This is a genomic window from Pseudomonas sp. GW821-FHT04C07 (genome assembly GCF_059420325.1).
The window spans coordinates 108,457-129,026 of the sequence record NZ_JBWKTM010000006.1 but is presented as its reverse complement, the minus strand read 5'-3'; the positions used below and the strand labels follow the sequence as shown (position 1 = coordinate 129,026).

The following is a 20,570-nucleotide window of genomic DNA, read 5'->3' as shown; positions in this document are numbered from 1 at the left end:
GTAGCATCTGCGGTTGTAGCTGCGGCTGAGGCGTTAGCTGCGGCTGATGCAGTAGCTGTCCAGCCCCGTGCTGCTGTTGAGGCAGTCTCTGTTGCGGCAGCATCTGCGGTTGTAGCTGCGGCTGAGGCGTTAGCTGCGGCTGATGCAGTAGCTGTCCAGCCCCGTGCTGCTGTTGAAGCAGTCTCTGTTGCAGCTGCTGTGGCCGTGAATGCATGTGAATGTGACGCCAGCGAGCACGATGGCGGAACCAGTCCCGATTGTGGTAGTGGCGGTTCCAGTAGCTGTCGAAGCCGAAGATCAGAATGGGCATACCTATCTGGGCGCCATAGTAGGGTATTACCGCGCGCTGCCCGTAGTAATCGTACTCAAGTAAGTTGCCCGCTATCCAACCGCGTTCGCCCTGCCAGCTGACATCGCACCACTGCCAGTCGCCGAGGCAGCCATAGATCGTCACCATCGAGCCCCGAGGTACGGTCAGGATGGGCGGATAGGCGAGGTCCGGGCCGGTCCTGAGGATGCTGTTGGAAATGGTGTAGGCAAACTGGTCCTGAGCAAAGGTCACGGGAGTGAACAGGCACGCAAGCACTCCAATGATCAAGTAGATAATCGATTTCATGTCTCGGGCCCTCTGTACAGAGAAATCATTCTACATCCCTTTTTCAACCAGTTGACCGAAGGCTTCGAGCTCGCCCTTGTCCAGGTCGGACACCGCAATAAAACGCGCTGTAGAGTAAGCAGCTCCAGTTCTGATCAGGAATATAACCGAGAGAACAATTTTATAAAAAACAACACGTTATGAACAAAATGAATGAATTTTCCCCTTGTCTCGGCACGCCCCCCCCTATCTAGCGCTTCTGGCCGCTTTCTTCTGGTGGTCGTATATTCCGAAACATACCAAGCAGCAGTAAGTCATAGGTGATCTTCAAACCGCCCGCGATCACCAATGGCCAACCAAAGGTCGATAAGCCCAGCAAATAACCAGCAAGCAGCGGGCTCAAAGCTGACGCCAGGCTACGTGGGACCGTCGTGATACTGGCCGCAGCTGCGCGCTCCCCGGGCGGCACGATTGCCATGATGTAGGAGCTACGAGTCGGCACATCCATTTGCGACAACGCGCTGCGCGCAAGCAGCAAGATAATTGCCAGGCTCAATGTCGGCATCAGTGGAATGAGGATCAAGAACAGGCTAGAGGGCAAGTGCGTAAACACCATCGTATTCACGAGTCCAAACCGATCGGCAATGCGGTTCGCCGCCAGATATGAAAACGCCGTCAATACTCCGGTCCAGAAAAAAATCTCGCCAGCGACCGTGGTGGAAAGCTGAAACTTCTCGAAAAGCCACAACGCAATCATCGATTGCACCACAAAGCCACCCCCGAACGCATCCAGGCTGAACAAGGCCGCAAGGGTATAAACGACCCGCTTCGATTTTTGTAATGGTGCAGCCTGCGCCTTGTGCTCGTCTGTGCCGATCTCCTGAGGTAGCGTGGAATAAATCAGCGCCGATGCCAGTCCCAATAAGCCGTAAAGGATAAACATCGCTTGTAGCGCTTTTTTCCTGTCGAGCCCGGATGTCGCGACTATCCAATCAGGCGCACCAGCGAACAGCGCACCAAATGCGGCAGCCAACGCAGCGATCAGACTATAGCGGGCAAACACCGCCGTTCGCCGGCGTTCGTCTACCAAACCGGAAAGCACAGCGTGCTCTAGCGGCAAGAATACGCTGACGTCGCCGCTGGACGGATTCAATGTCCCGACGATGGCAATCACCAGCAAAGGCCAGAAATCGATGACAGCCGCAAAACCAAAACCGGTTCCCGTCATGAGCAGCGCGGCCATTAACAACAACAGGCGGTAGGTAAAACGATGAGCATAGAGGCCAACCAGGAGCGTCAATACACCTGAGCCTAACAGCGTGCCGGTGGCGATCATCCCAACTTCAAGCGGCTGCATGCCCAATGCCAGCAGATAAAGTGGCAGCAGCAAGCTGACGTAACCGTCGGCGAATGCCCGCAAGCCTCGCACGCATAGCACACGGGAAAGAACCGGCGAGTTCACTTGACCCAGCGTGCAGGGCTTTTTCCGACCGCGCCGCAGATCCAGCCGGTAGGCGCCTGCCCCTCAACGTTTGCGTCCAAACTTTCCGTTGCGGCGAGAGCATGGGACGCGGCACAGATAAGGCTGGTTGCAATGATCATGGATTTCATCTGATTCACCTGAATGTCGTAGGGTGTCGCGCCTATCTCGGCCGCTACTTTGACGACATCATTGGCAGGCACATACAAAAACTCCGGCACCGGATCAATGAAGCGTGCAATCAGCCAGGGGTAAGCATTGCGGTCAATTTTCGGCCGCTCACGGGTAATCCATTTCATGAATTAACCTCTCTTTCGTTACGCTGCGGGTTGACTGGACACCGTCTGGAGATCATTGGAGCACCCTTGTGAAATGGATGATTCCAGCCGCACAGCAGCCCGCCAGGGTGATCATCATGCCCAATTTGAAGCGGAACAGCGCTAGCATCGCCATGCCTGTCACTGCTCCCAATGAGGACGGGCAAATCGTTCCGCCAAAAAATTTATGAGTACGCGAACCTTGGGTGGCAGGTGCTTGCGAGAGGGATACACCACGTAGATCCCCAATTCGACGGACTGGTACTCGGGCAGAATCTCTACCAGGTCGCCAGAGCGCAAATCATCGGCCACCATGAAGCTGGGCTGCAAAGAAATCCCTCCCCCCGCTAACGCAATGCTGCGACAGGTATCGCCATTGTTGCAGCGAACAACCGAGCGTGTACGCACGCTTTCACCGCCATCAGGGCCCTGGAATTGCCATTCATTCCCGCTGGCAAAGTTTGTATAGGCAATCACGCCGTGCTCTGTCAGATCAGACAACGTGCGGACTGGAGCATGGCTAGCCAAATACGCGGGTGAGGCACACAGGCACATCCGAGTGCTGGCCAAACGCCGCCCGACCAAAGAAGAATTTTCCATACGCGCAATGCGAACAGCGGCATCGAATCCCTCCTCTACAAGATCCACCAGCCGGTCATTCAAGCTGATGTCCAATTCGACTTTGGGGTAGGCCTTCATGAAGTCAGCCCATACCGGAGCCAGGTGCAGCACACCAAAACTGACCGGGGCGTTCACCCTGAGCACCCCACTGGGCTCCGGCGCTGCCGACGAAACAGCCTCCTCCGCCTGATCCATCAGCGCCAACACCTCGCGCGCCTGGAGGTAGAACTGCCGCCCCTCCTCTGTCAACGAAAGCCGGCGAGTCGTGCGGTGCAGTAACCGTGCACCCAAGCGCTCTTCGAGCCCACTCACATAGCGCGAAATGGCCGCCTTGGACATCTCCAGCGGCTCAGCGGCCCCTACGAAGCTGCCCTTGTCGACGACCATGCAGAAGACCTGCATCTCCAACGCCCGATCCATAATTGTCTCACTTAGTGGAACTATTAATCACATTCGGCCTTATTTATCTCAATTTTTCAACCTATAAACTTAGCCCATCGAAACGCAAATCAACGCAAACGAGGTAGCCATGAAAATCACAGTAATTGGTACCGGGAACATGGGTTCGGCGTTCGCAAAACAGTTGTCCAGTGCTGGACATATCGTTCGAATCACCGGCCGTGACATCGACAAGGCCCAAGCCTTGGCCGCTCAGTTTGAAAATGTCAGCGCCTATCCTGCTGCGCAAGCCTTGGGTGACAGCGACGTCGTTGTCGTTGCGACTGCCTACGGTGACGCTGCAGCGGCACTGCAAAGCCTGGGTGATCTGACGGGCAAAGTTGTCATCGACATTACCAACCCGCTGAGCGCTGACTACATGTCGTTGACGATCGGTCACGTGACCAGCGCCTGCGAAGAAATTGCCAAAGCGGTGCCTCAAGCCCACGTGGTTAAAGCGTTCAACACCCTGTTCGCTCAAGTGCTCGCAGATGGCCCTGAATTCTCTGACAACCAACGTGGCAGTGTGTTTGTCGCAGGTAACAATGACCGTGCCAAACAGACCGCGATCTCGCTTGCACAGAGCATGGGCTGGAACACGGTGGACGCTGGTGGACTAATCAATGCCCGTTACCTCGAGCCACTGGCAGGCCTGAACATCTATCTCGGCTATGGCGCAGGCCTGGGCACTTCCATCACCCCGGTCTGGCTTAACAAGTAATCATTTCGGAGTCCTACCATGAACACTTCGTTCCCCCTGTTATTTGTGTCTCATGGTGCTCCGATGTTTGCCATCGAGCCCGGTCTGGCGGGTCAACGTCTGGCCGAGCTCGGTCGCGAACTGCCGCGACCTGATGCCATCGTCATCCTTTCCCCACACTGGATGACACCTGGCGAAGTCCGCGTTACAGCGAGCACCGCCCCTAACACCATCCACGACTTCGGCGGTTTTCCCGAGGCGTTGTACCAGTTGAACTACCCCGCGCCAGGCGCTCCGGCTCTGGCAGCCCATATCGTGGGTCTGTTGCAGACAGCGGGATGGAAATCCCGGCTCGATCCTCATCGAGGTCTGGATCACGGCGCCTGGGTACCCCTTTTGTATCTGGCGCCCGAGGCTGACGTACCGGTGGTTCAGGTTTCGATGCCTGCCAGGCTCGATACACACCAGGCCTGGAAACTGGGTGAAGCGCTCAAGCCGCTTCGGGATATGAATGTGCTGATCGTGGCCTCTGGAAGCCTTACCCATAACTTGTATGAGTTTCGTGGAGCGACCAGCCATGGGGCTGACTACGTGAAAGAGTTTGCAGCCTGGACAGCCCAGACACTGCAAGCGGGTAACACCGGTCACCTGCTGGACTACAAGCAACACGCGCCTTCAGCCGAGCGAGCCCATCCAACCGATGAGCATTTCTTACCGCTGCTTATCGCCTTGGGCGCGGCCGGCGAAAGCTATGAAGCACGCATCCTGGAAGGCGGCGTGACCTACGGGGTACTGGCGATGGACAGCTACCTTTTTTCCTCGACCAACACTGATGGAGTCGAGCCGACTCAACCCAGCCAAGGCGTTGCATACCATGCGTGACACTACTTTTTCTGAACCGGTCCGAGAGCCGGTGTCGGGCCTGTTTTTCCGTAAGGCGAGCACCTCGGCCCCCAGGGCCCGCCTGCTGCTGCTGCATGGCGTAGGCTCGAATGAAGCGAACCTCGCAGCTCTGGCCGGATCCCTGCCCCAGGAGCTGGAGCTGATTCTGCTCCGCGGCCCGCTGCAGGTTGGCCCACAAGGCTTCGCCTGGTATCAGGTGAACTTCACCAGTAATGGCCCCTCGTTCAATCAAGAGCAGGCGGAATCCAGTCGCAAACTCTTGCATCGTTTCATTGAAGCGCTGCCCAAGCTGCCCACCGTGATCGCAGGTTTCAGTCAGGGCGGCATCATGAGTGCGAGCCTCGGGGTCACCGAACCTGAGCAGGTTGCAGGCTTCGCGATATTGAGTGGACGGATGCTGCGGGAAATTGCTCCCCAGATCGCAACACCCGATCGGCTCAAGTCAGTCTCGGCCTTCATCGCCCATGGCCATCAGGACAACGTCTTGCCCGTCGATTGGGCGAAAGAAGCTGACGCCTGGCTGGATCGAATTGGCGTCGTACACGAAACACATTTCTACAACATGGCCCACGAGATTGTCGCTGAAGAGCTGGCCGATTTCTCGCAGTGGCTGACAACCACGCTGTCACTTTCTAACTAAACAAAAGGAACCTCACCATGATTGATTCACGTACCGCTCCCTACGCCGCATTTGTTATGCGCCTGGCACTGGGCATCATGTTCATTGCTCACGGCCTGACCAAAGTTTTGGTTTTCACGCCTGCGGGCACTGCCGGCTTTTTCGAATCCATAGGTTTCCCCGGCTTCCTGGCCTACCCGGTCATGGCATTTGAAGTAATCGGCGGGTTGATGCTGGTATTGGGTGTCTATGCACGCTGGGTAGCCGCGATTGCCGTTCTTCAGCTTTTCGTTGCTGCGACCGTACACTTCGGCAATGGCTGGAGCTTCACCAACGCCAACGGTGGTTGGGAATATCCTGTCTACCTGTCCGTGACTGCGCTGGTTGTGGCGCTGCTGGGTGATGGTGTTTTCGCTGCCAAGACCTCAAGCAAGGCGTAACAGCAACCTTAAAAAATGTGTCGGCACTTGGGTAGATTATCCAGGTCGCCGGCACATTTTCTGTTCAGCGGGATCTTCGTCTGCACCCCGCCAAGCCACCTATCCGGACGTGAAGCCGGTGTGTGGAAATCCAGCGGTAACTCGGCTAAGTGCCACTTTCCGCCGTTGCGTACTCTGTGTTTTTAGAGCGATCGACTTGCAGCAACAGCAGTAACAAGCCCATACCGGAGACAACAGCTGCCATCACCCCAGTGTAGGAAATGCCTACAGCACTGATGGTGGCCCCCCCGAGCAACGAACCTAGCGCAATACCCGAGTTAAATCCGGCGATGTTCAAGCCGGCCGCCACGCTGTGCGCACCATGAGCATGAACTTCGGCGATGCCGAGCAGGCGAGCCTGCAACGCTGGTACAGCGGCGAAGCTCAACAGGCCCAGTAACGCAACCAGAATAGCCATGCTGATGGGCGAGCTAACCAGCAGCCACATCGCCAACAGCACCATCACGATTCCGGCGACTATTATCAAGCTCGCCCGATCCACGCCGAGACTATCAGCCATTTTTCCGCCGATGATGTTGCCAATCGCCGCCGCCACACCGTAGATCATCATGTAAATGCTGACGGTATACCTGCTGAGTTCAGTCAGCTGGATCAGGATCGGTGCGATATAGGTGTACAGGATGAATGTGCCTCCGTAAGCCATGACTGTGACCAGGGTACCGACCAGCAGCTTAGTGTTGAACAGAGCACGCAACCCCTGCTGCGCACTGTTGAGAGGATGCTGGACAGACTCTTGGGGCGGCTCCTTCATGCCCAATAGAAGGCCGAAAAAACCGAGCGCACCAAACGCTGCAATGGAGAGAAAAAGTGGCCGCCAGGAAACAAAACTGCCCAAGTAAGTGCTGATAGGGACACCGATAGCCATCGCCAGGGTGAAGCCGCCAAAAACCAACGCAACCGCACTGCCCGCCCGATGCGGACCGGCTAACCGCGCGGCGGTACTCGATGCGACGGCGAGAAACAAACCGTGCCCCATCCCCGCAACGAACCGAGCGCCCAGCATCGTCGTAATGTCACTCGATAGCGCGGCGACCAGGCTACCCAGGCTGAAGATGACCCCCGTCACCAACATGACATTCTTGCGCGGCCAGCTTGCGGTGAGCGCACTCAAGATCGGGGCCGAGAAAGTGGCGCCCAGGGCATAAGCAGTAATCGCCTTACCCACCTGCCCCACGTCGACATTCAAACTGCCCGCCATGACGTCGGTAAGACCTATCGGTACAAACTCGGCCAGCCCCAGCGCGAACGCGCTGAGGGCGAATATGTAGATGACGAAAGGCATTTCAGAGAACTCCTTACTCGATGCCAGGCAACGTGCTCGGCAATTGATAAGGGCAGATGCTATTCACTCGTCGAGCATCAAAAAAATCAACAAAACAGCCAGCATGTATAAAATATTTTATACATGCTGCTGCAACCTTCTCTTAGGTACCCGCCCTCAAACCGTATTCGAGTGTTCTACGAAGCTTTATTAACCGAGACTCGATGCAAACACGCCTTGTTGAACAAGCTCAGCCAAATAATCACGAATAAAACCTATACGGGGATTACGAAGCGCTCCTTTGTTCCACGCCAGGTAAAAAGAGTTCTCAGGTGGCGGCAATGGAAAGGTGATCGGTACTAACGCCCCGACAGCCAGGCTGGCGTGACAAAGATACCCTGGAATAACCGACCAACCGTGCCCTGCACGCACCAGTGATTCGACAATCCGCATATCAGGTACTGTGATTGCCGCCTGTAACGACGGTTGCGCTTTGAAAGCCCCCAGCCAGAAACTTCGAATCAACGGAAGTTGTTCGTCATAAGCAATCAGTGGAAAGCTTTCAAGGGTCTGGGCAGTGACATTTCGTGCTTCTATCTGCTGAGCAAGCGCTGGCGCGGCAACCAACAGCAAATGCTCGGTCGCCAAATGAATGTACCCATGCCTGACATCGTCGGGAATTGAAGCGGTTATCGCCAAGTCCGCGGTGCCGTCATTGAGCAAGGCGTAAATACGTTCGCGGTTTCCTGTGTGCAAGCGTAATTGCAAGCCTTGCGTGATCAAGGGCGCAAGAGCCAAAGCCATATGCGTATACAGAAAATCTGAAGGCCCGACGATGTGGAGAGTCCAGCCTAGAGGCGTCGACACGTTTCTCAATGTGGTGATTTTTGCCTCCAGGCCATCCAGGTGTGGCGCAATCGCCCGAGCCAAATCATCCGCAGCAGGTGTCGCCACAACGCCCCGTGCACGTCGAACGAATAGCGGTTTTCCAACCAACGACTCTAGTGCCTGGATGTGCATTGAAGCAGCAGGCTGGGTGATACCCAGATGATCGGCAGCTTTAGAAAAAGACCCGGTTCTGTAGGCCTCCAAAAAGGTGCGTAAGTAGTTGAGATGACTCATGGTCACTATCGCCTATAAGACCTCATGCCCAATGAACCGAACATCGAGATTCATTTGATGCCGCAATCGCATTCAACAAAGTATGGGGGTGAAATGTGTAGTGTGTTTGCAGCGCACACTCAACCCACGTTAAATCGCGTCACGAGTCGATTCATATCGATGGCCAAACGTGAAAGTTCGGCACTCTGCTTTCGAGCCACCGAGACGGATGACGCTCACTACCCTTCGAGCAGGTGCCCCAGAAACAATCCCGCAGCGACCGACAACGCCTCTCTCGACCTTACGCACACGCTGAGTTCTCGGGACGCCCACGCCTCATCCAGCCTGACCACCTTCGCCCCGTCCATTTTGTAAATCCCCGCACTCCCCTCCGGCATGATGCCAATGCCCAGACCGGCCTGAACCATCAGGCATAGCGCGTCGTAGCTGGAGACTTCCATACGGATTTTCAGCGAGCGCCCCAGGTCGTTGGCTGCCTTGATCAACTGAAAGTTGAGGTGAGTGCCGCTGCGCAAGGCAATGTATTCGTGTTCCAGGGTTTCGCTGAACTTGACTGATTGGCGTACGGCGAGCGGATCTCCGTTGGGCACCAGCAACACCAGCCGATCAGTGCGAAACGGGAAGACCTCGATGTCGGCGCCATGCGGCAGACGCGTGAAGATGCCGATGTCGGCACGGTTTTCGGCCACAGCTTTGGTGATGGCCAGACTTTGCTTTTCTTCGAGGCTGACGTTGATCAGCGGGTACAACTCCATGAACGACTTGATTAAGCCGGGCATGAATTGGGTGATAGCAGAGATGTTGGCCAGGACATGCACCGAGCCACGACGGCCGTAGGAGTATTCGCGCATCTGCACGACGATTTCGTTGAGGTTGTTCAGGGCACTGCGAGCCATGAACAACAGCGACAGGCCGGCGTCGGTCGGAGAAATGCCCTTGTTGGTGCGGTTAAGCAGTTTCGAGTCGAGCAACTCTTCCAGTTCGCTGAGCCGCTTGCTGACCGCCGCCGCAGCGATGTGTTCGCGCTTGGCGGCGGCAGCTATGGTGCCTTCTTCGACGACGCTGACGAAGAGTCGCAACGAGACCGGATCGAGTTTCATGTGAGGTACCGGGTTTGCTGGCCTGAATGGCCAGCATAGTACCTCGTCAGGCATCGGCTCAGAACGCTCCGGACAACAGATGGCCGGCGTTCGGCACCTGGGCCTTGAGGCCGAGGGTTTTCAGCATCTGGTAAACGGTAGCGACCGACGCCGACAGTACCGGTTTGTCGAGGCGATCCTGTACGACCTGGATCGCTGGCAGCGAAGGCATCTGCACACAGCACGACAGCACCACTCCGTCGGCCTGTCCGATGTTCAGTTTGTCGGCGTGGCCCACCAGATTCATCGGGTCCAGACGACCGACCTCGAGATTATCGGACACCTCCAGACTGATGGAGTCGACTACTTCGATTCCGGCCGCCTCGATGTAGTCGATGACTTGTTGGGTCAGCGGTTTCATATACGGAGTGATGATCGAGACTTTCTTGTATTCGAGCATGTTCAGGCTATCGATCAGCGCACCCGCGGAGCTGAGCACCGGGGCGGTCGACTTGTTGGAGGCAACAGTTTTGCTCAGGCGCTCTTGCGAGACTTTATGATAGCCAGCGCCCTGGCACATGATCGCCACCAGGCAGGCGTAGGCCATGACATCAACCCGCGCGTCGCTCAGCTCCAGCGCGCAGCGGTCACTGTCGACATCCATCTTTTTCAGCTCTTCGGGGCTGACGTGCATCATGCGCATGCGCGAGGAGTGGAAGGTGAAACGCTCTTCTGGAAACAGCGAGTAACGCGAGGTCAGCATCGCCGGGATTTCAGTTTCCATCGTCGTGTTGGAGCTGGGTACGATTTGGCCGATTCGAAAATTTTTCATGGGTCTGTCCTCTGAATAGTGCAGATCAGTTGCCGCTGGTGAGTTGAGCGCCTTTGGTTTCCTGCAGCGTAAACACCATGACGGCGGCGATGACGTAGGAAACGGAAGCAAGAGAAATGGTGGCGGTGAAGCCGATGAGCGGAATCAGGATGGGTACCAGCTTGATGCCGGCAATGGCGCCGACCCGCCCAAAGTTGAAGCAAAAACCCGACGCAGTAGAACGGATGCTGGTCGGGAACAACTCCGAGTACCAGGCGCCGAAGCCGCTGAAATATCCGGTGAAGAAACCCAACAGCGCTGCCAGCGAACCGAGGATGATGACGTTCTGGGTGGTGAACAGAAGCTTACCGTCGGTCAATGGCATCAAGGTCGCCGAGTAGGCAAACACCGGCACCATGATCGCCATGCCGCCAAAGAAGATCGCGAACGACAAGCGACGACCGATGCTTTCCGCCAGATAGCCGTAGGCCAGATAACCGATGGTGGCGCCGATGCCGATCCAGATGACGAACAACGGTGCCTGATCGATACGCACGTTCAGAATGTTCTGTAGGTAAGCCGGCATGAAGGTGGTGATGATCCAGTAGCCATACATGCCCAATACCGAAATGCTCAAGCCCAGCAGGGTCACTTTCAGGTATTGCGGACGGAAGATTTCCAGCAACCGGCCCTTGTCGGTGTTACGACGCATGAATTCGCGGTTGGCCAGCCATACCGGCGACTCCTTGACGAACAGCCAGATGAACACCAGGGTGAAAAAGGCCGGGATCGAGGCATAGATGAACAGAGTCCGCCAGGACTCGGGGTTGCCGCTGTCCAGGAAACTCCAGGCGAAAATCGCCGCCAGAAGACCACCACCCGACCAACCGGTCTGCATCACCGCAAAGGCCTTGGCGCGCCCGGCCGGTGGCCAGATCTCCGATACCAGCGCTGCAGCGGCGGACCACAATCCACCCACGGCGACGCCGACGCAGAAGCGGAACAGATTGAGTTGCCAAAGGCTGTCGGCAAAGGCACAGAGCAAGGTGCCGGTACCGTAGACGAACACCGACAGCATCATGGTTTTCTTGCGGCCGATCTTGTCGGAAACATTACCGAGGAAGAAACCGCCAATACCGGTCGCCAGCAGAAACCAGGCAACGGTGGAAACGATATCGCCCAAACCAACGGAGAAGGTCTTGGCGATCGCCAGCAGGACAAAGCCGAAGATTGTCGCGTCCAGCGCATCAAACAACCAGGCGGCCCATGAGCCACCCAACGTAATGTAACGCTGGCCGGCGGTCAGTTGACCGACTCCATGGACTAAAGGGGCACTGGCCGCAGAACTGGCCGCTAGGGTTTTCATGGTTGAACCTCGTGGAACTCAACTTATTATTTTTGGAAACTCGTGCGCCGACGAAGGCAATTGGCGAACGAATGGTCATGTGCGACCGATGTTAGGAGGGGAAAAGGGAGTCGTATATCAGGCATTGGCGAGCTTGCCATCGCGGATGGCGATGGCAATAGAGAAGTGCCGGGGCAGCCACCGGATGGCAGCTGCCAAACGCTGGCAGACGTCAGCCTTGCCGAAACGGGGACGGCATTGGCGACTTGCGACGAGGCCATGCTTGAGTCTCGTCCACCTGCCGCTCAGCCGAGCGAAACCGAGGGGTTCAGGCTGTAGATTCCGGTCAGGCTGGCTCGTCCGAGGACTTGGGCCGAATCAAGCGCCGCGCGGACGTTCGTACCGGTCAGCGGGCCCGCGACTTCGAGCATCGGCGTGGCGAGGGCGTAAACCGTGAAGATATAGCGATGAACCAGCGCGTCGTTCCACGGAGGACAGGGACCGTCGTAGCCATAGTAGTCGCCCGTCATCTGATCATCGTTCGCGAACCAGCTGGTGTAATCGTTGATCCCGTGGCGCCACCCTTCGGGTGCTACCGGGCCGGATTTACCACGCGCAGTCACGTGGCTCGAATGCGACCCGGCTGGAATCTGGGTAATGCCGGCCGGAATGTCGAGCAGCAGCCAATGGAAAAAGTCGATGCGCGGCAGCGAGGATGGTACTTCACGACCGACCTGATTCACGTCGTCGCCACGGCTCGGAACATCAGGATCGTGGCAGACCACTACGAACGATTGCGTACCTTCGGGCACCTCGCTCCATGCAAGATGAGGGTTCCGGTTTGACGATAACGCAACGTGCGAGGTTGCATCGGGCACCGCGAACGCGAATTCGCCGTCTATTTTTTGTCCGTCCTGAAAGCTTTGGCTGATAAGTCGCATGTCAGATATTGTCCTGCGCGTTGATGAGAGAAAGTGATGATCCACTACAATCCCGATTGAATATCAGACGGGTCCATAGAGCTACCAGCGCCTTTTTGTTCCCGCACTTGCGCGAGACGCGCCCCTTCTTGCGCCAGGATGGCATACAGTTTTTCGGGGTCAGTCAGGCGCCATTGCAAGGCAAGCCCTTCCATGCCATCAGCGACTGGAATTTCCCGGCTGTGCTTTTTCAAACCGTCGAAGATGAGTCCAGCGGCTACCTCCACATCCATCCCGTGTTCGATATTGTCATCGGAACGACCGCGCGAAGAGCCATCACCTTCAAGTGAATGGATGGCTATCGGGGTTTTGACTGAACCAGGCAGGATGACACTGACGTGGATGCCATAGGCCTGCTCGACTTCCGCGCGTAACGCATCGAAATATCCGATCACGGCATGTTTGGCCCCGCAGTAACCTGCGCGCAAGGGAGCCCCCACCTTTCCGGCGACGGAGCTGAGGACCGCGATCTGCCCGCTGCGACGCGCGACCATGCGGGGTAAAAGATTTTGAGTGAGAGCAACGGGGGCCAGGTAATCGACATCAATCAGCTGACGATACACATCGAAATGAGTATCCAGCGCGAGGCTTCGCTGGCTTACCCCGGCATTGTTAATCAAACGATCGATTCGACCGCACCAGTTCCAGGCGCGTTCAACCACGTCATCGAGTGCTGCGAAGTCGGTCGTGTCGAAAGGCAGTACCAAGGTCCGTTCAGGTGCTTGAGCGGCAACCCTGAGGAGTTCTTCTACTCGACGTCCAGACAGGATGACCTTAGCGCCTTCACGCAAGAAAATACCCGCCAATGCCTCACCGATGCCTGAGGAGGCGCCTGTGATCCATACAACATCTTCTGCCACTGACATGGATTTACTCCGTTTGAGTTGTTGCGTGATTGTTCATGGTTTCTCCTGTGTCCCGCATCCCGAAACAAGGGGCACTGATTGAGCGCAAGGTTAGGGTTTTGCGCTGCCGCGAACTGCAACGAATCTTGCAATTGGACACCTTTTTAAACGCATGAACCGAGGTTGCCTCAAGGCCGCAGAGCGGCTCACTATGTCGTCTGAACGGCGAGAGGTCAGCGCGATGTTTGATATGGATCTACTTCTGACATGGATGACTGCTAATCCATGGTTTGCGAGTCTTGAACACCCCATTCAAGTGACACTGTTGGCAGAGGCCAGGTTGCAACGCCTCAACTCAGGCGAGTACCTCGTTCGTCAAGGAGATGCACCGGGCTGTTTCTATGGACTGGTCCGAGGCGCTCTGAAAGTGTCGACGTTACGAGAAGATGGCAAGGAAGCCATCCTGACGGTGTTAGAGCCCGGCAACTGGTTTGGTGAGACGTCGTTGCTCGATGGCCTGCCTCGGGTGCACGACATCAGCGCGACGGATCCTGCACAGGTACTTTGTATCGATCCGCAGGCGTTCGACAACCTCATGGCTCATAACAGCTTCGCCAGAGCAATTGCCGCACTTCAGGCAACGCATTCCCGGCTGGTCTACAAGATGCTGGAAGACGCCATGCTGCGTTCGACTCGTGTACGAATTGCACGTCGCCTTGAACACCTCGCCAGAGGGGACGCGACCCAATCGTTGAACGAACGACACCTCCTCAACGTCACTCAAGATGACCTGGCCATGATGTTGGGTATCACCCGGCAGACGCTTGCGCTGGAACTCAAGGCGATGGTTGCTTCGGGTGTATTGAAATTACGCTATGGACAAGTGCAGATAGAATCTCTGACGAAATTAAAAGCGATGGAATCGCAACTGTGAACGGTCTGCAAGGAAACAGCTCAGTGAAGACCCATCCCACGCGACGCAGCCGCGGCGGCGCGAACGGCGAGCGCGCGCGGAATAACACGGGGCAACCATGAGGTGATGCGCACGCTGGACCGCCCCGGATACACCACCCGCTGCTGACGATCAAAGGCTTGCAGAGTCCTTTTGACGACAACCTCTGCTGTGTCCATTTTTATAGAGGGCTGCGTAGCCGATATTGCATCGAAGAATTTGGTTGCGGTGGGGCCGGGACAGGTCGCCATCACCTGTACATTGCTCTGAGACAGCTCATGACCCAGTGCTTCCGTGAAATGGAGCACGAATGCCTTGCTCGCCGCGTATGTCGCCATGTACGGAATAGGCTGGAAGGACGCATTGGAGGCCACGTTGATGATGCCACCCTTTTTCCGGGCAGCCATCGCCGTACCGAGCCTGTGGGAGAGACTCACCAAGGCCTGGATATTCACCTGGATCAGGTCTTCCTCCCTGGCCAGCGGGTTCGATAGAAAGTCGCCGGTGAGTCCAAAGCCAGCATTGTTGACGAGCAGGTCCACCGCGATATGCTGCCGTTCAAGCTCTTCGCTGATGCGCGTCACGGCATCGCGCTCGGCCAGGTCGGCCGTCAATACAATGGCCTGGACGCGGTACTGTTCAGTGAGTCGCTTCGCCAGGGCATTCAACGTGTCGAACGAACGTGCTACGAGAACGAGATTGGTGCCTCGTGCGGCGAGTGCTTCGGCGAACGCTTCACCAAGGCCCATGGATGCGCCGGTAACGAGAGCAAAGGCATTGCGATAAGTAAACATGATGTGAACCTCGATAATAGAAATATGTTGAACCAGGTGGTCAAATTCGGCCGCATGTCAGTGCGTCATCCGATCTCGACTCAAGGCGAACGATGCACGCGGACTACCGTGCATTACGCGAGAACAGCGTTCGCCGCTGTAGCCATCGGCCACGCCGGATAGTCCGAGTAACCGTGCTCGTCACCGCCGAACAGCGTGTCGCCGGCAAACTCGGCCAGGGGAAGACTTTCCGCCAAACGCCTTGGTAGATCGGGGTTGGCGACGAAGGGACGTCCAAACGCGACCAGGTCGGCATAGCCTTTGCCAATCACCCAGTTGGCGCGGTCCAGATCGTACTTGCCGGCAACGATGATGGGCCGTTGGAAGCGCGCCCGAATGTCGGCTCGGAACGTCTCCGTGAACTGCGGCGCGTCGTCCCAATCGGCTTCGACCAGATGCAGGTAGGCAATGCCGAGTGTTTGCAGGAACGAGGTGGCGTCAAGAATCGTCGGCAGAATGTCGGGGCAGGCCATACCGCGTGCGGTCAGAAACGGTGCTAGCCGGATTGCGGTGCGCTCGGCACCCACTTCGTCCGCGACAGCACTGACCACTTCCTTGAGGAATCGCAAGCGATTTTCGCGCGAGCCGCCGTATTCGTCGGTGCGGGTGTTGGCGGTAGTGCGCAGGAACTGATCCACAAGGTAACCGTTCGCTCCGTGGATTTCGACGCCGTCGAAGCCAGCCTCTATAGCGTTGCGCGCTCCGACGCGGAAGTCGTTAACGATACTGTGGATTTCCGCTCTGCCAAGTGCACGCGGCGTCGGGCAATCCACCATCTCGCCTTGACCGGTCGCAGGGTTCACTTTCCAGATTTGTGCTTCGAATGAAACCGCCGAAGGTGCGACCGGCAACTCTGCGTTGTGAAAGTCGGGATGAGACATCCGACCGACATGCCACAGCTGAAGAAAGATGCGTCCACCGGCGGCATGCACGGCATCCGTGATGAGGCGCCATCCTGCTATCTGCTCTTGGCTATGAATGCCCGGGGTAAAAGAGTATCCCTTACCTTGCGGTGAAATCTGCGTCGCCTCCGAGACGATCAGAGCGGCCGAAGCACGTTGCGCATAGTAATGGGCGTTCATCGCGTTGGGCACGTCACCCGGTTGTGTGCTGCGAGCGCGGGTCATCGGAGCCATCACCACGCGGTGAGCAACGTTTTGTTCGGCAACAAAGATCGATGTGAACAGAGGTGAAGAGGCTGTCATGGCAAGACTCCAGAAGCTGGCTGTAGTCGAACAGAGGTTTTCTGATCGGGTACGGACAGTGTTATCTCTTGCCTTGCGTATTAGAATATAGCTATCGGTAGATAGATTATTGAACAAGGGTTGATAGTATGCTGGACGATCTCAACGAGCTTCGTACCTTCCAGCGGATCCTGGTGTGCGGCAGCCTGTCAGCGGCCGCGCGCGATTTAGGCGTGGGACTCGCGGTAGTCAGCAAGCGGCTCATGGCACTCGAGCGGCGCGCCGGACAGCGGTTGATCAATCGAACCACTCGCACACTGTCCGCGACCGACGAGGGTTTGGCCCTGATTGCTCATGTCGATCGGATACTCGAGGAGTTGGACGCTGCGGAGTCCCGAATGGCCGTAGGCGGTGAAGAGCCGTTCGGCCTGCTGCGGGTCAGCTCGCCCGTTTCGTTTGGGCGCATTCACCTGGTACCGTTGGTGGCTGAACTGGTCGAGCGCTATCCGAAGCTTGATATCGAACTCAGACTTGACGACCGGCTTGTCGATCTGACGCATGAGCGGATAGATGTTGCGGTGCGCATTGGCCAACCGCGAGACAGCAGCGCCATCCTGCGCAAGCTTGCTGACAATCACCGAATCCTGGTTGCCGCACCTGCGTATCTTGAACGTCACGGGGAGCCTGAATGCGTACGTGACCTTGATCGTCATTGGTGTCTGCGCTACGACGATCTCTCCCTGCCATGGCGCCTGGAAGGTCCGCAAAACGAGGCCGTCGATTTTCAGCCACGCTCCCGGCTTCAGGCCAATAGCGGCGATGCCGTGCGGGATTGGGCGATCGGAGGCCACGGCGTGATGCTCAAATCCAGGGTCGACGTTGCGGCCGATCTTGCCGCCGGCCGCCTGATACATATCCTGCCTGACTGGCACAGTGCGTACGCACCTATCTATGCATTGCTTCCTTCCAGACGCCACATTCCGACAAAGACAAGGACGTTTCTCGAAGCCATCAGCACCCGACTCGCAGACCTTTAATTGCACATGGGTTGCTCTGCCCCGGCCCGACGCCTTGGCCCTATCGCTGTGTAAGGACACACAGGAATGCAGTGATCGCCTGCTGCTGGGCGGGAGATAAACGAATACGTCCCGAAGATACCTCTTGCGATTGCGGGACGACCTGGAAGCTGGATTGATCCTGTGGGAGCCCGGATTAAGTGTCTAGCTGTCCACTGCCTACCCGAAACGGTGGGATGTCACGCATAAAATACCACTTGTACTTCAGATACCAGTGAGTATTTAATGCGTTTCCAGCTTCGCGAGACAACCTCGCCAGCACCTGAACGGGTAGCCACCGACATTGGCCCCCCAACCTGCGGAGTTTATGTCCCATGCCTATTCAACCCGTCCGGACTGCCGCCGATGCGACACCTGATGCTGCAAGCGTTTTGAATACTCCACTGACGCTGCCCTGCGGCGTCACGCTCCCAAACCGTTTAGCCAAAGGTGCAATGTCGGAGCTACTCGCCGACTCAAGCAACCGAGCGACAGTAAAGCACCAAACCTTGTACCGCACCTTCGCCCGGCAAGGTCCCGGAATGCTGCTAACCGGCAATGTCCAGATAGATCGCCTCCACCTGGAACACGGTGGAAACGTGGTCATTCAAGGCCGACAGTCACCGGCACAATTGAGAGCGTTAAAGGCTTGGTCTAGTGCCGCCAAGATCGCCGGTGGACACATATGGATGCAGCTCTCCCATGCTGGCCGCCAGACCCAGAAGTCCATCAACCCCACACCAAAGGCTCCCTCGAACGTTCAAGTCGCCCTCCCCGGCAACAAATTCGGAACACCGGCCGCCCTGACACATGCGGAGATACTTGACCTGATCGACCGGTTTGCCTTCGCTGCGGGTATCGCGCGCGAGACCGGTTTTGACGGCGTCCAGTTGCACGCCGCACACGGGTACCTGATCTCACAGTTCCTGTCGCCGCGTACGAATCAACGGAACGATACATGGGGCGGCGATCTGCCTGGACGAGCGCGCTTCCTGTTGGCTTCAGTCGCTGCTATTCGCGAAAAGGTCGGGCCTGACTACCCCATTTCAGTGAAGCTGAACTCTGCTGATTTCCAGCGAGGAGGCTTTAGTTTCGAAGACAGCCAAACCGTCGCCGGTTGGCTTGATGAAGCGGGCGTCGACCTCATCGAAATTTCGGGCGGCACCTATGAGCAGCCGAAGATGGCCAATATCGAAGGGCTTGAACCGGTTTTCGATCCCACCATCAGCAAATCGACACGCGAACGCGAAGCTTTTTTTGCCCGCTTCGCTCCGGAAATTCGCCGCCATGTCAAACGTGCAAAGTTGATGGTAACCGGCGGTTTCCGCACCGCTGCGGGCATGGCCGATGCGATTACCCACGACGGTGTCGATCTGATCGGCATTAGCCGACCGCTCTGCGTATCTCCAGGCGCCCCAGCGGCACTGCTAAGCGGTGAGTTGTCAGGCTTTGAATCCCTGGAGCACCGTCTGCGCCTGGGGCCTGGCCTGCTCGGCCCACAATCCTCTATCACCATTATCAAGGCGATCAACGGGTTTGGATCAGTGACCTGGTACAACGAACAACTGCTTCGCATCGCAGATGGTTTGGCGCCTGATCCGAAGATGAACTTCTTTATGGCGGTCGTGAGAGGCATTTCACGCGAAAGCCGGGTGGCACGTGAATTGGTCCGTGAGTGATCGCCCCTGAAAAGTCCCGCCACGCCGCCTCGTAGAACATTTTCCGCTGGCGGCGTTCTCGTGACAGGAAACAAGGAACAGCGTCTGGCTATGACTTGGCCACGCCTTGCGAATTGAACAAAGAGGATGATTCATCATGCTCCATACGGGTAACGACATCTCACCTTTACGCACTACCGTACGTATTCCCACGGCTTCTGGCGATGAGTTAGAAGCCTGGGTTTATCAGCCAGATGGCGATGGCCCGCACCCGGCAGTCGTACTGGCTCATGGGCTAGGCGCGGTAAAATCGGGCGGGCTCGCGCCGTTCGCAAATCGGTTCTGCCGTGAGGGCTTCGTTGCGATCGTATTCGATTACAGGCAATGGGGCGGCTCTGGCGGACAGCCTCGCGACGTACTCTGCGTCCCGCGTCAACGCGAGGACTACGGCACCGTCATTGGCTGGGCGACCGCGAATCCCGGCATCGACAAGAATCGGATCTTCGCGTGGGGCACCTCGTTCGCCGGCATGCACATCGTATCGCTCGCCGCGTCGGATACCCGGCTTGCCGGTGCGATTGCCCAATGTCCCCTCGTCGACGGCCTTGCTGGCGCAGCAATGGTTCCGCTGGTGCAATCGCTCCGGTTGATGGGAGCGGCGCTTCTGGACGGCATGGGCTCGGTCTTTGGACTATCCCCACGATATCTGCCCATCAGCGTAGCGCCAGGGCAGTTTGGCATATCGGCAACCGAGGACGCCCTCTACGGAAAATCGCTTATCCAGCCCAAAGACTCGACTACATGGCAAAACCGTCTCGCCGCCCGTTCGCTCCTCAGCATATCCACACACCGGCCAGTACGACAGGCAGCCGCCATTCGCTGCCCCATTCTGCTCATCGTCGCCGAACACGACACGATGGCGCCGGTCGGCCCTGCGCTGCGTGTCGCTGAACGAGCCCCCCGAGCAGAACTCCATCGCAGTCGCGGCGGCCACTATGACGTCTACAAGGGAGGGATAGACTACGACAACACTCTAAATATTGAGGTTGAATTCCTCCGCCGACATGCGGGACTACCAGTGTGATGTGATCAGGATGGGGCTTGCCGAATTGGCTTTTCAAGGTCACCACCGACTGTGCTCATGACATATTGAAATCGCTGATCTGCTGGACCGCCAATACGTTAAATTCCAGCCTGCAATTAGCCGTCCTGACAGCCAAAACCGCGCGTTTGAAGATGCTGACCAATACCCTTCAAGCGCTAGCTCTAATA

General features: G+C 57.0%; 21 protein-coding genes. 8 read left to right on the top strand and 13 right to left on the bottom strand.

Features of this window, described 5'->3' with window-relative positions; all coding sequences use genetic code 11:
• From AC07UI_RS13105 to AC07UI_RS13090, 4 genes are all read right to left on the bottom strand, one after another.
• On the bottom strand, positions 1-616 hold a 616-nt coding region (locus tag AC07UI_RS13105), incomplete at its 3' end, for an SH3 domain-containing protein (RefSeq protein WP_494992885.1).
• Between the two features lie 229 nt (positions 617-845).
• Complete coding sequence (locus AC07UI_RS13100) at positions 846-2,024, bottom strand: MFS transporter (protein ID WP_494993090.1); 1,179 nt, start codon at positions 2,022-2,024, stop codon at positions 846-848.
• A 29-nt stretch (positions 2,025-2,053) separates the two neighbouring features.
• Positions 2,054-2,374, bottom strand: coding sequence for a chromate resistance protein ChrB domain-containing protein (locus AC07UI_RS13095; protein ID WP_494992884.1), 321 nt, complete (start codon positions 2,372-2,374; stop codon positions 2,054-2,056).
• A 159-nt stretch (positions 2,375-2,533) separates the two neighbouring features.
• Positions 2,534-3,433: a LysR family transcriptional regulator gene (locus AC07UI_RS13090; protein ID WP_494992883.1), complete on the bottom strand. Its 900-nt coding sequence runs from the start codon at positions 3,431-3,433 to the stop codon at positions 2,534-2,536.
• Positions 3,434-3,542: 109 nt separating this feature from the next.
• Here AC07UI_RS13090 and AC07UI_RS13085 point away from each other — a divergent pair, with 109 nt between their 5' ends.
• Genes AC07UI_RS13085 through AC07UI_RS13070 form a run of 4 tightly spaced genes read left to right on the top strand, consistent with a single transcriptional unit; the run spans position 3,543 to position 6,113 of the window.
• Positions 3,543-4,172, top strand: coding sequence for an NADPH-dependent F420 reductase (locus AC07UI_RS13085; protein WP_494992882.1), 630 nt, complete (start codon positions 3,543-3,545; stop codon positions 4,170-4,172).
• A gap of 18 nt (positions 4,173-4,190) precedes the next feature.
• Positions 4,191-5,033, top strand: a complete 843-nt coding sequence (locus AC07UI_RS13080; protein ID WP_494992881.1) for a DODA-type extradiol aromatic ring-opening family dioxygenase — start codon at positions 4,191-4,193, stop codon at positions 5,031-5,033.
• A complete protein-coding gene (locus tag AC07UI_RS13075; protein ID WP_494992880.1) occupies positions 5,026-5,694 on the top strand; it encodes an alpha/beta hydrolase in 669 nt (222 codons plus the stop codon). The genes AC07UI_RS13080 and AC07UI_RS13075 overlap by 8 nt, the downstream gene beginning before the upstream one ends.
• Before the next feature lie 17 nt (positions 5,695-5,711).
• Positions 5,712-6,113 carry a DoxX family protein gene (locus AC07UI_RS13070; protein WP_494992879.1) on the top strand — a complete coding sequence of 134 codons (402 nt, stop codon included), beginning with the start codon at positions 5,712-5,714 and terminating at the stop codon, positions 6,111-6,113.
• 145 nt (positions 6,114-6,258) lie between these two features.
• Here the strand turns inward: AC07UI_RS13070 and AC07UI_RS13065 are convergent, their stop codons facing one another.
• From AC07UI_RS13065 to AC07UI_RS13035, 7 genes are all read right to left on the bottom strand, one after another.
• On the bottom strand, positions 6,259-7,455 hold the full coding sequence (locus AC07UI_RS13065; RefSeq protein WP_494992878.1) for an MFS transporter: 1,197 nt from the start codon (positions 7,453-7,455) through the stop codon (positions 6,259-6,261).
• Positions 7,456-7,644: 189 nt separating this feature from the next.
• Positions 7,645-8,556: a LysR family transcriptional regulator gene (locus AC07UI_RS13060; RefSeq protein ID WP_494992877.1), complete on the bottom strand. Its 912-nt coding sequence runs from the start codon at positions 8,554-8,556 to the stop codon at positions 7,645-7,647.
• A 218-nt stretch (positions 8,557-8,774) separates the two neighbouring features.
• Positions 8,775-9,656 (bottom strand): LysR family transcriptional regulator, encoded by an 882-nt coding sequence (locus AC07UI_RS13055; RefSeq protein ID WP_494992876.1) that lies wholly within the window; start codon positions 9,654-9,656, stop codon positions 8,775-8,777.
• A 58-nt stretch (positions 9,657-9,714) separates the two neighbouring features.
• Entirely contained in the window at positions 9,715-10,467 is a 753-nt protein-coding gene (locus tag AC07UI_RS13050) for a maleate cis-trans isomerase family protein (protein WP_494992875.1), read from the bottom strand.
• A 25-nt stretch (positions 10,468-10,492) separates the two neighbouring features.
• Entirely contained in the window at positions 10,493-11,812 is a 1,320-nt protein-coding gene (locus AC07UI_RS13045) for an MFS transporter (RefSeq protein WP_494992874.1), read from the bottom strand.
• Between the two features lie 284 nt (positions 11,813-12,096).
• The gene (locus tag AC07UI_RS13040) at positions 12,097-12,732 is read right to left on the bottom strand and encodes a YbhB/YbcL family Raf kinase inhibitor-like protein (RefSeq protein WP_494992873.1); all 636 of its coding nucleotides are present in this window, start codon (positions 12,730-12,732) and stop codon (positions 12,097-12,099) included.
• A gap of 44 nt (positions 12,733-12,776) precedes the next feature.
• Positions 12,777-13,637, bottom strand: a complete 861-nt coding sequence (locus AC07UI_RS13035) for an SDR family NAD(P)-dependent oxidoreductase (protein WP_494992872.1) — start codon at positions 13,635-13,637, stop codon at positions 12,777-12,779.
• A 220-nt stretch (positions 13,638-13,857) separates the two neighbouring features.
• On the opposite strand from AC07UI_RS13035, the gene AC07UI_RS13030 reads away from it, so the two are divergent.
• Positions 13,858-14,550: a Crp/Fnr family transcriptional regulator gene (locus AC07UI_RS13030; RefSeq protein WP_494992871.1), complete on the top strand. Its 693-nt coding sequence runs from the start codon at positions 13,858-13,860 to the stop codon at positions 14,548-14,550.
• A gap of 20 nt (positions 14,551-14,570) precedes the next feature.
• Here AC07UI_RS13030 and AC07UI_RS13025 read toward each other — a convergent pair whose 3' ends face one another.
• Both AC07UI_RS13025 and AC07UI_RS13020 read right to left on the bottom strand, forming a co-directional pair.
• Positions 14,571-15,362: an SDR family NAD(P)-dependent oxidoreductase gene (locus AC07UI_RS13025; protein WP_494992870.1), complete on the bottom strand. Its 792-nt coding sequence runs from the start codon at positions 15,360-15,362 to the stop codon at positions 14,571-14,573.
• 113 nt (positions 15,363-15,475) lie between these two features.
• Positions 15,476-16,606: an alkene reductase gene (locus AC07UI_RS13020; protein ID WP_494992869.1), complete on the bottom strand. Its 1,131-nt coding sequence runs from the start codon at positions 16,604-16,606 to the stop codon at positions 15,476-15,478.
• A 128-nt stretch (positions 16,607-16,734) separates the two neighbouring features.
• On the opposite strand from AC07UI_RS13020, the gene AC07UI_RS13015 reads away from it, so the two are divergent.
• The 3 genes from AC07UI_RS13015 (at position 16,735) to AC07UI_RS13005 (ending at position 20,382) form a co-directional block, all read left to right on the top strand.
• Positions 16,735-17,622 carry a LysR family transcriptional regulator gene (locus AC07UI_RS13015; protein WP_494992868.1) on the top strand — a complete coding sequence of 296 codons (888 nt, stop codon included), beginning with the start codon at positions 16,735-16,737 and terminating at the stop codon, positions 17,620-17,622.
• A 353-nt stretch (positions 17,623-17,975) separates the two neighbouring features.
• Positions 17,976-19,319 carry an NADH:flavin oxidoreductase/NADH oxidase family protein gene (locus tag AC07UI_RS13010; RefSeq protein ID WP_494992867.1) on the top strand — a complete coding sequence of 448 codons (1,344 nt, stop codon included), beginning with the start codon at positions 17,976-17,978 and terminating at the stop codon, positions 19,317-19,319.
• A 136-nt stretch (positions 19,320-19,455) separates the two neighbouring features.
• Positions 19,456-20,382: an alpha/beta hydrolase gene (locus AC07UI_RS13005; protein WP_494992866.1), complete on the top strand. Its 927-nt coding sequence runs from the start codon at positions 19,456-19,458 to the stop codon at positions 20,380-20,382.
• Positions 20,383-20,570 lie beyond the last annotated feature (188 nt).

Excerpts from the sequence above, each read along its gene's own strand:
- AC07UI_RS13095 (WP_494992884.1), bottom strand. The coding sequence starts at position 2,374 with ATGAAATGGATTACCCGTGAGCGGCCGAAAATTGACCGCAATGCTTAC.
- AC07UI_RS13090 (WP_494992883.1), bottom strand. The coding sequence starts at position 3,433 with ATGGATCGGGCGTTGGAGATGCAGGTCTTCTGCATGGTCGTCGACAAG.
- AC07UI_RS13085 (WP_494992882.1), top strand. The coding sequence starts at position 3,543 with ATGAAAATCACAGTAATTGGTACCGGGAACATGGGTTCGGCGTTCGCA.
- AC07UI_RS13080 (WP_494992881.1), top strand. The coding sequence starts at position 4,191 with ATGAACACTTCGTTCCCCCTGTTATTTGTGTCTCATGGTGCTCCGATG.
- AC07UI_RS13075 (WP_494992880.1), top strand. The coding sequence starts at position 5,026 with ATGCGTGACACTACTTTTTCTGAACCGGTCCGAGAGCCGGTGTCGGGC.
- AC07UI_RS13070 (WP_494992879.1), top strand. The coding sequence starts at position 5,712 with ATGATTGATTCACGTACCGCTCCCTACGCCGCATTTGTTATGCGCCTG.
- AC07UI_RS13065 (WP_494992878.1), bottom strand. The coding sequence starts at position 7,455 with ATGCCTTTCGTCATCTACATATTCGCCCTCAGCGCGTTCGCGCTGGGG.
- AC07UI_RS13060 (WP_494992877.1), bottom strand. The coding sequence starts at position 8,556 with ATGAGTCATCTCAACTACTTACGCACCTTTTTGGAGGCCTACAGAACC.
- AC07UI_RS13055 (WP_494992876.1), bottom strand. The coding sequence starts at position 9,656 with ATGAAACTCGATCCGGTCTCGTTGCGACTCTTCGTCAGCGTCGTCGAA.
- AC07UI_RS13050 (WP_494992875.1), bottom strand. The coding sequence starts at position 10,467 with ATGAAAAATTTTCGAATCGGCCAAATCGTACCCAGCTCCAACACGACG.
- AC07UI_RS13045 (WP_494992874.1), bottom strand. The coding sequence starts at position 11,812 with ATGAAAACCCTAGCGGCCAGTTCTGCGGCCAGTGCCCCTTTAGTCCAT.
- AC07UI_RS13040 (WP_494992873.1), bottom strand. The coding sequence starts at position 12,732 with ATGCGACTTATCAGCCAAAGCTTTCAGGACGGACAAAAAATAGACGGC.
- AC07UI_RS13035 (WP_494992872.1), bottom strand. The coding sequence starts at position 13,637 with ATGTCAGTGGCAGAAGATGTTGTATGGATCACAGGCGCCTCCTCAGGC.
- AC07UI_RS13030 (WP_494992871.1), top strand. The coding sequence starts at position 13,858 with ATGTTTGATATGGATCTACTTCTGACATGGATGACTGCTAATCCATGG.
- AC07UI_RS13025 (WP_494992870.1), bottom strand. The coding sequence starts at position 15,362 with ATGTTTACTTATCGCAATGCCTTTGCTCTCGTTACCGGCGCATCCATG.
- AC07UI_RS13020 (WP_494992869.1), bottom strand. The coding sequence starts at position 16,606 with ATGACAGCCTCTTCACCTCTGTTCACATCGATCTTTGTTGCCGAACAA.
- AC07UI_RS13015 (WP_494992868.1), top strand. The coding sequence starts at position 16,735 with ATGCTGGACGATCTCAACGAGCTTCGTACCTTCCAGCGGATCCTGGTG.
- AC07UI_RS13010 (WP_494992867.1), top strand. The coding sequence starts at position 17,976 with ATGCCTATTCAACCCGTCCGGACTGCCGCCGATGCGACACCTGATGCT.
- AC07UI_RS13005 (WP_494992866.1), top strand. The coding sequence starts at position 19,456 with ATGCTCCATACGGGTAACGACATCTCACCTTTACGCACTACCGTACGT.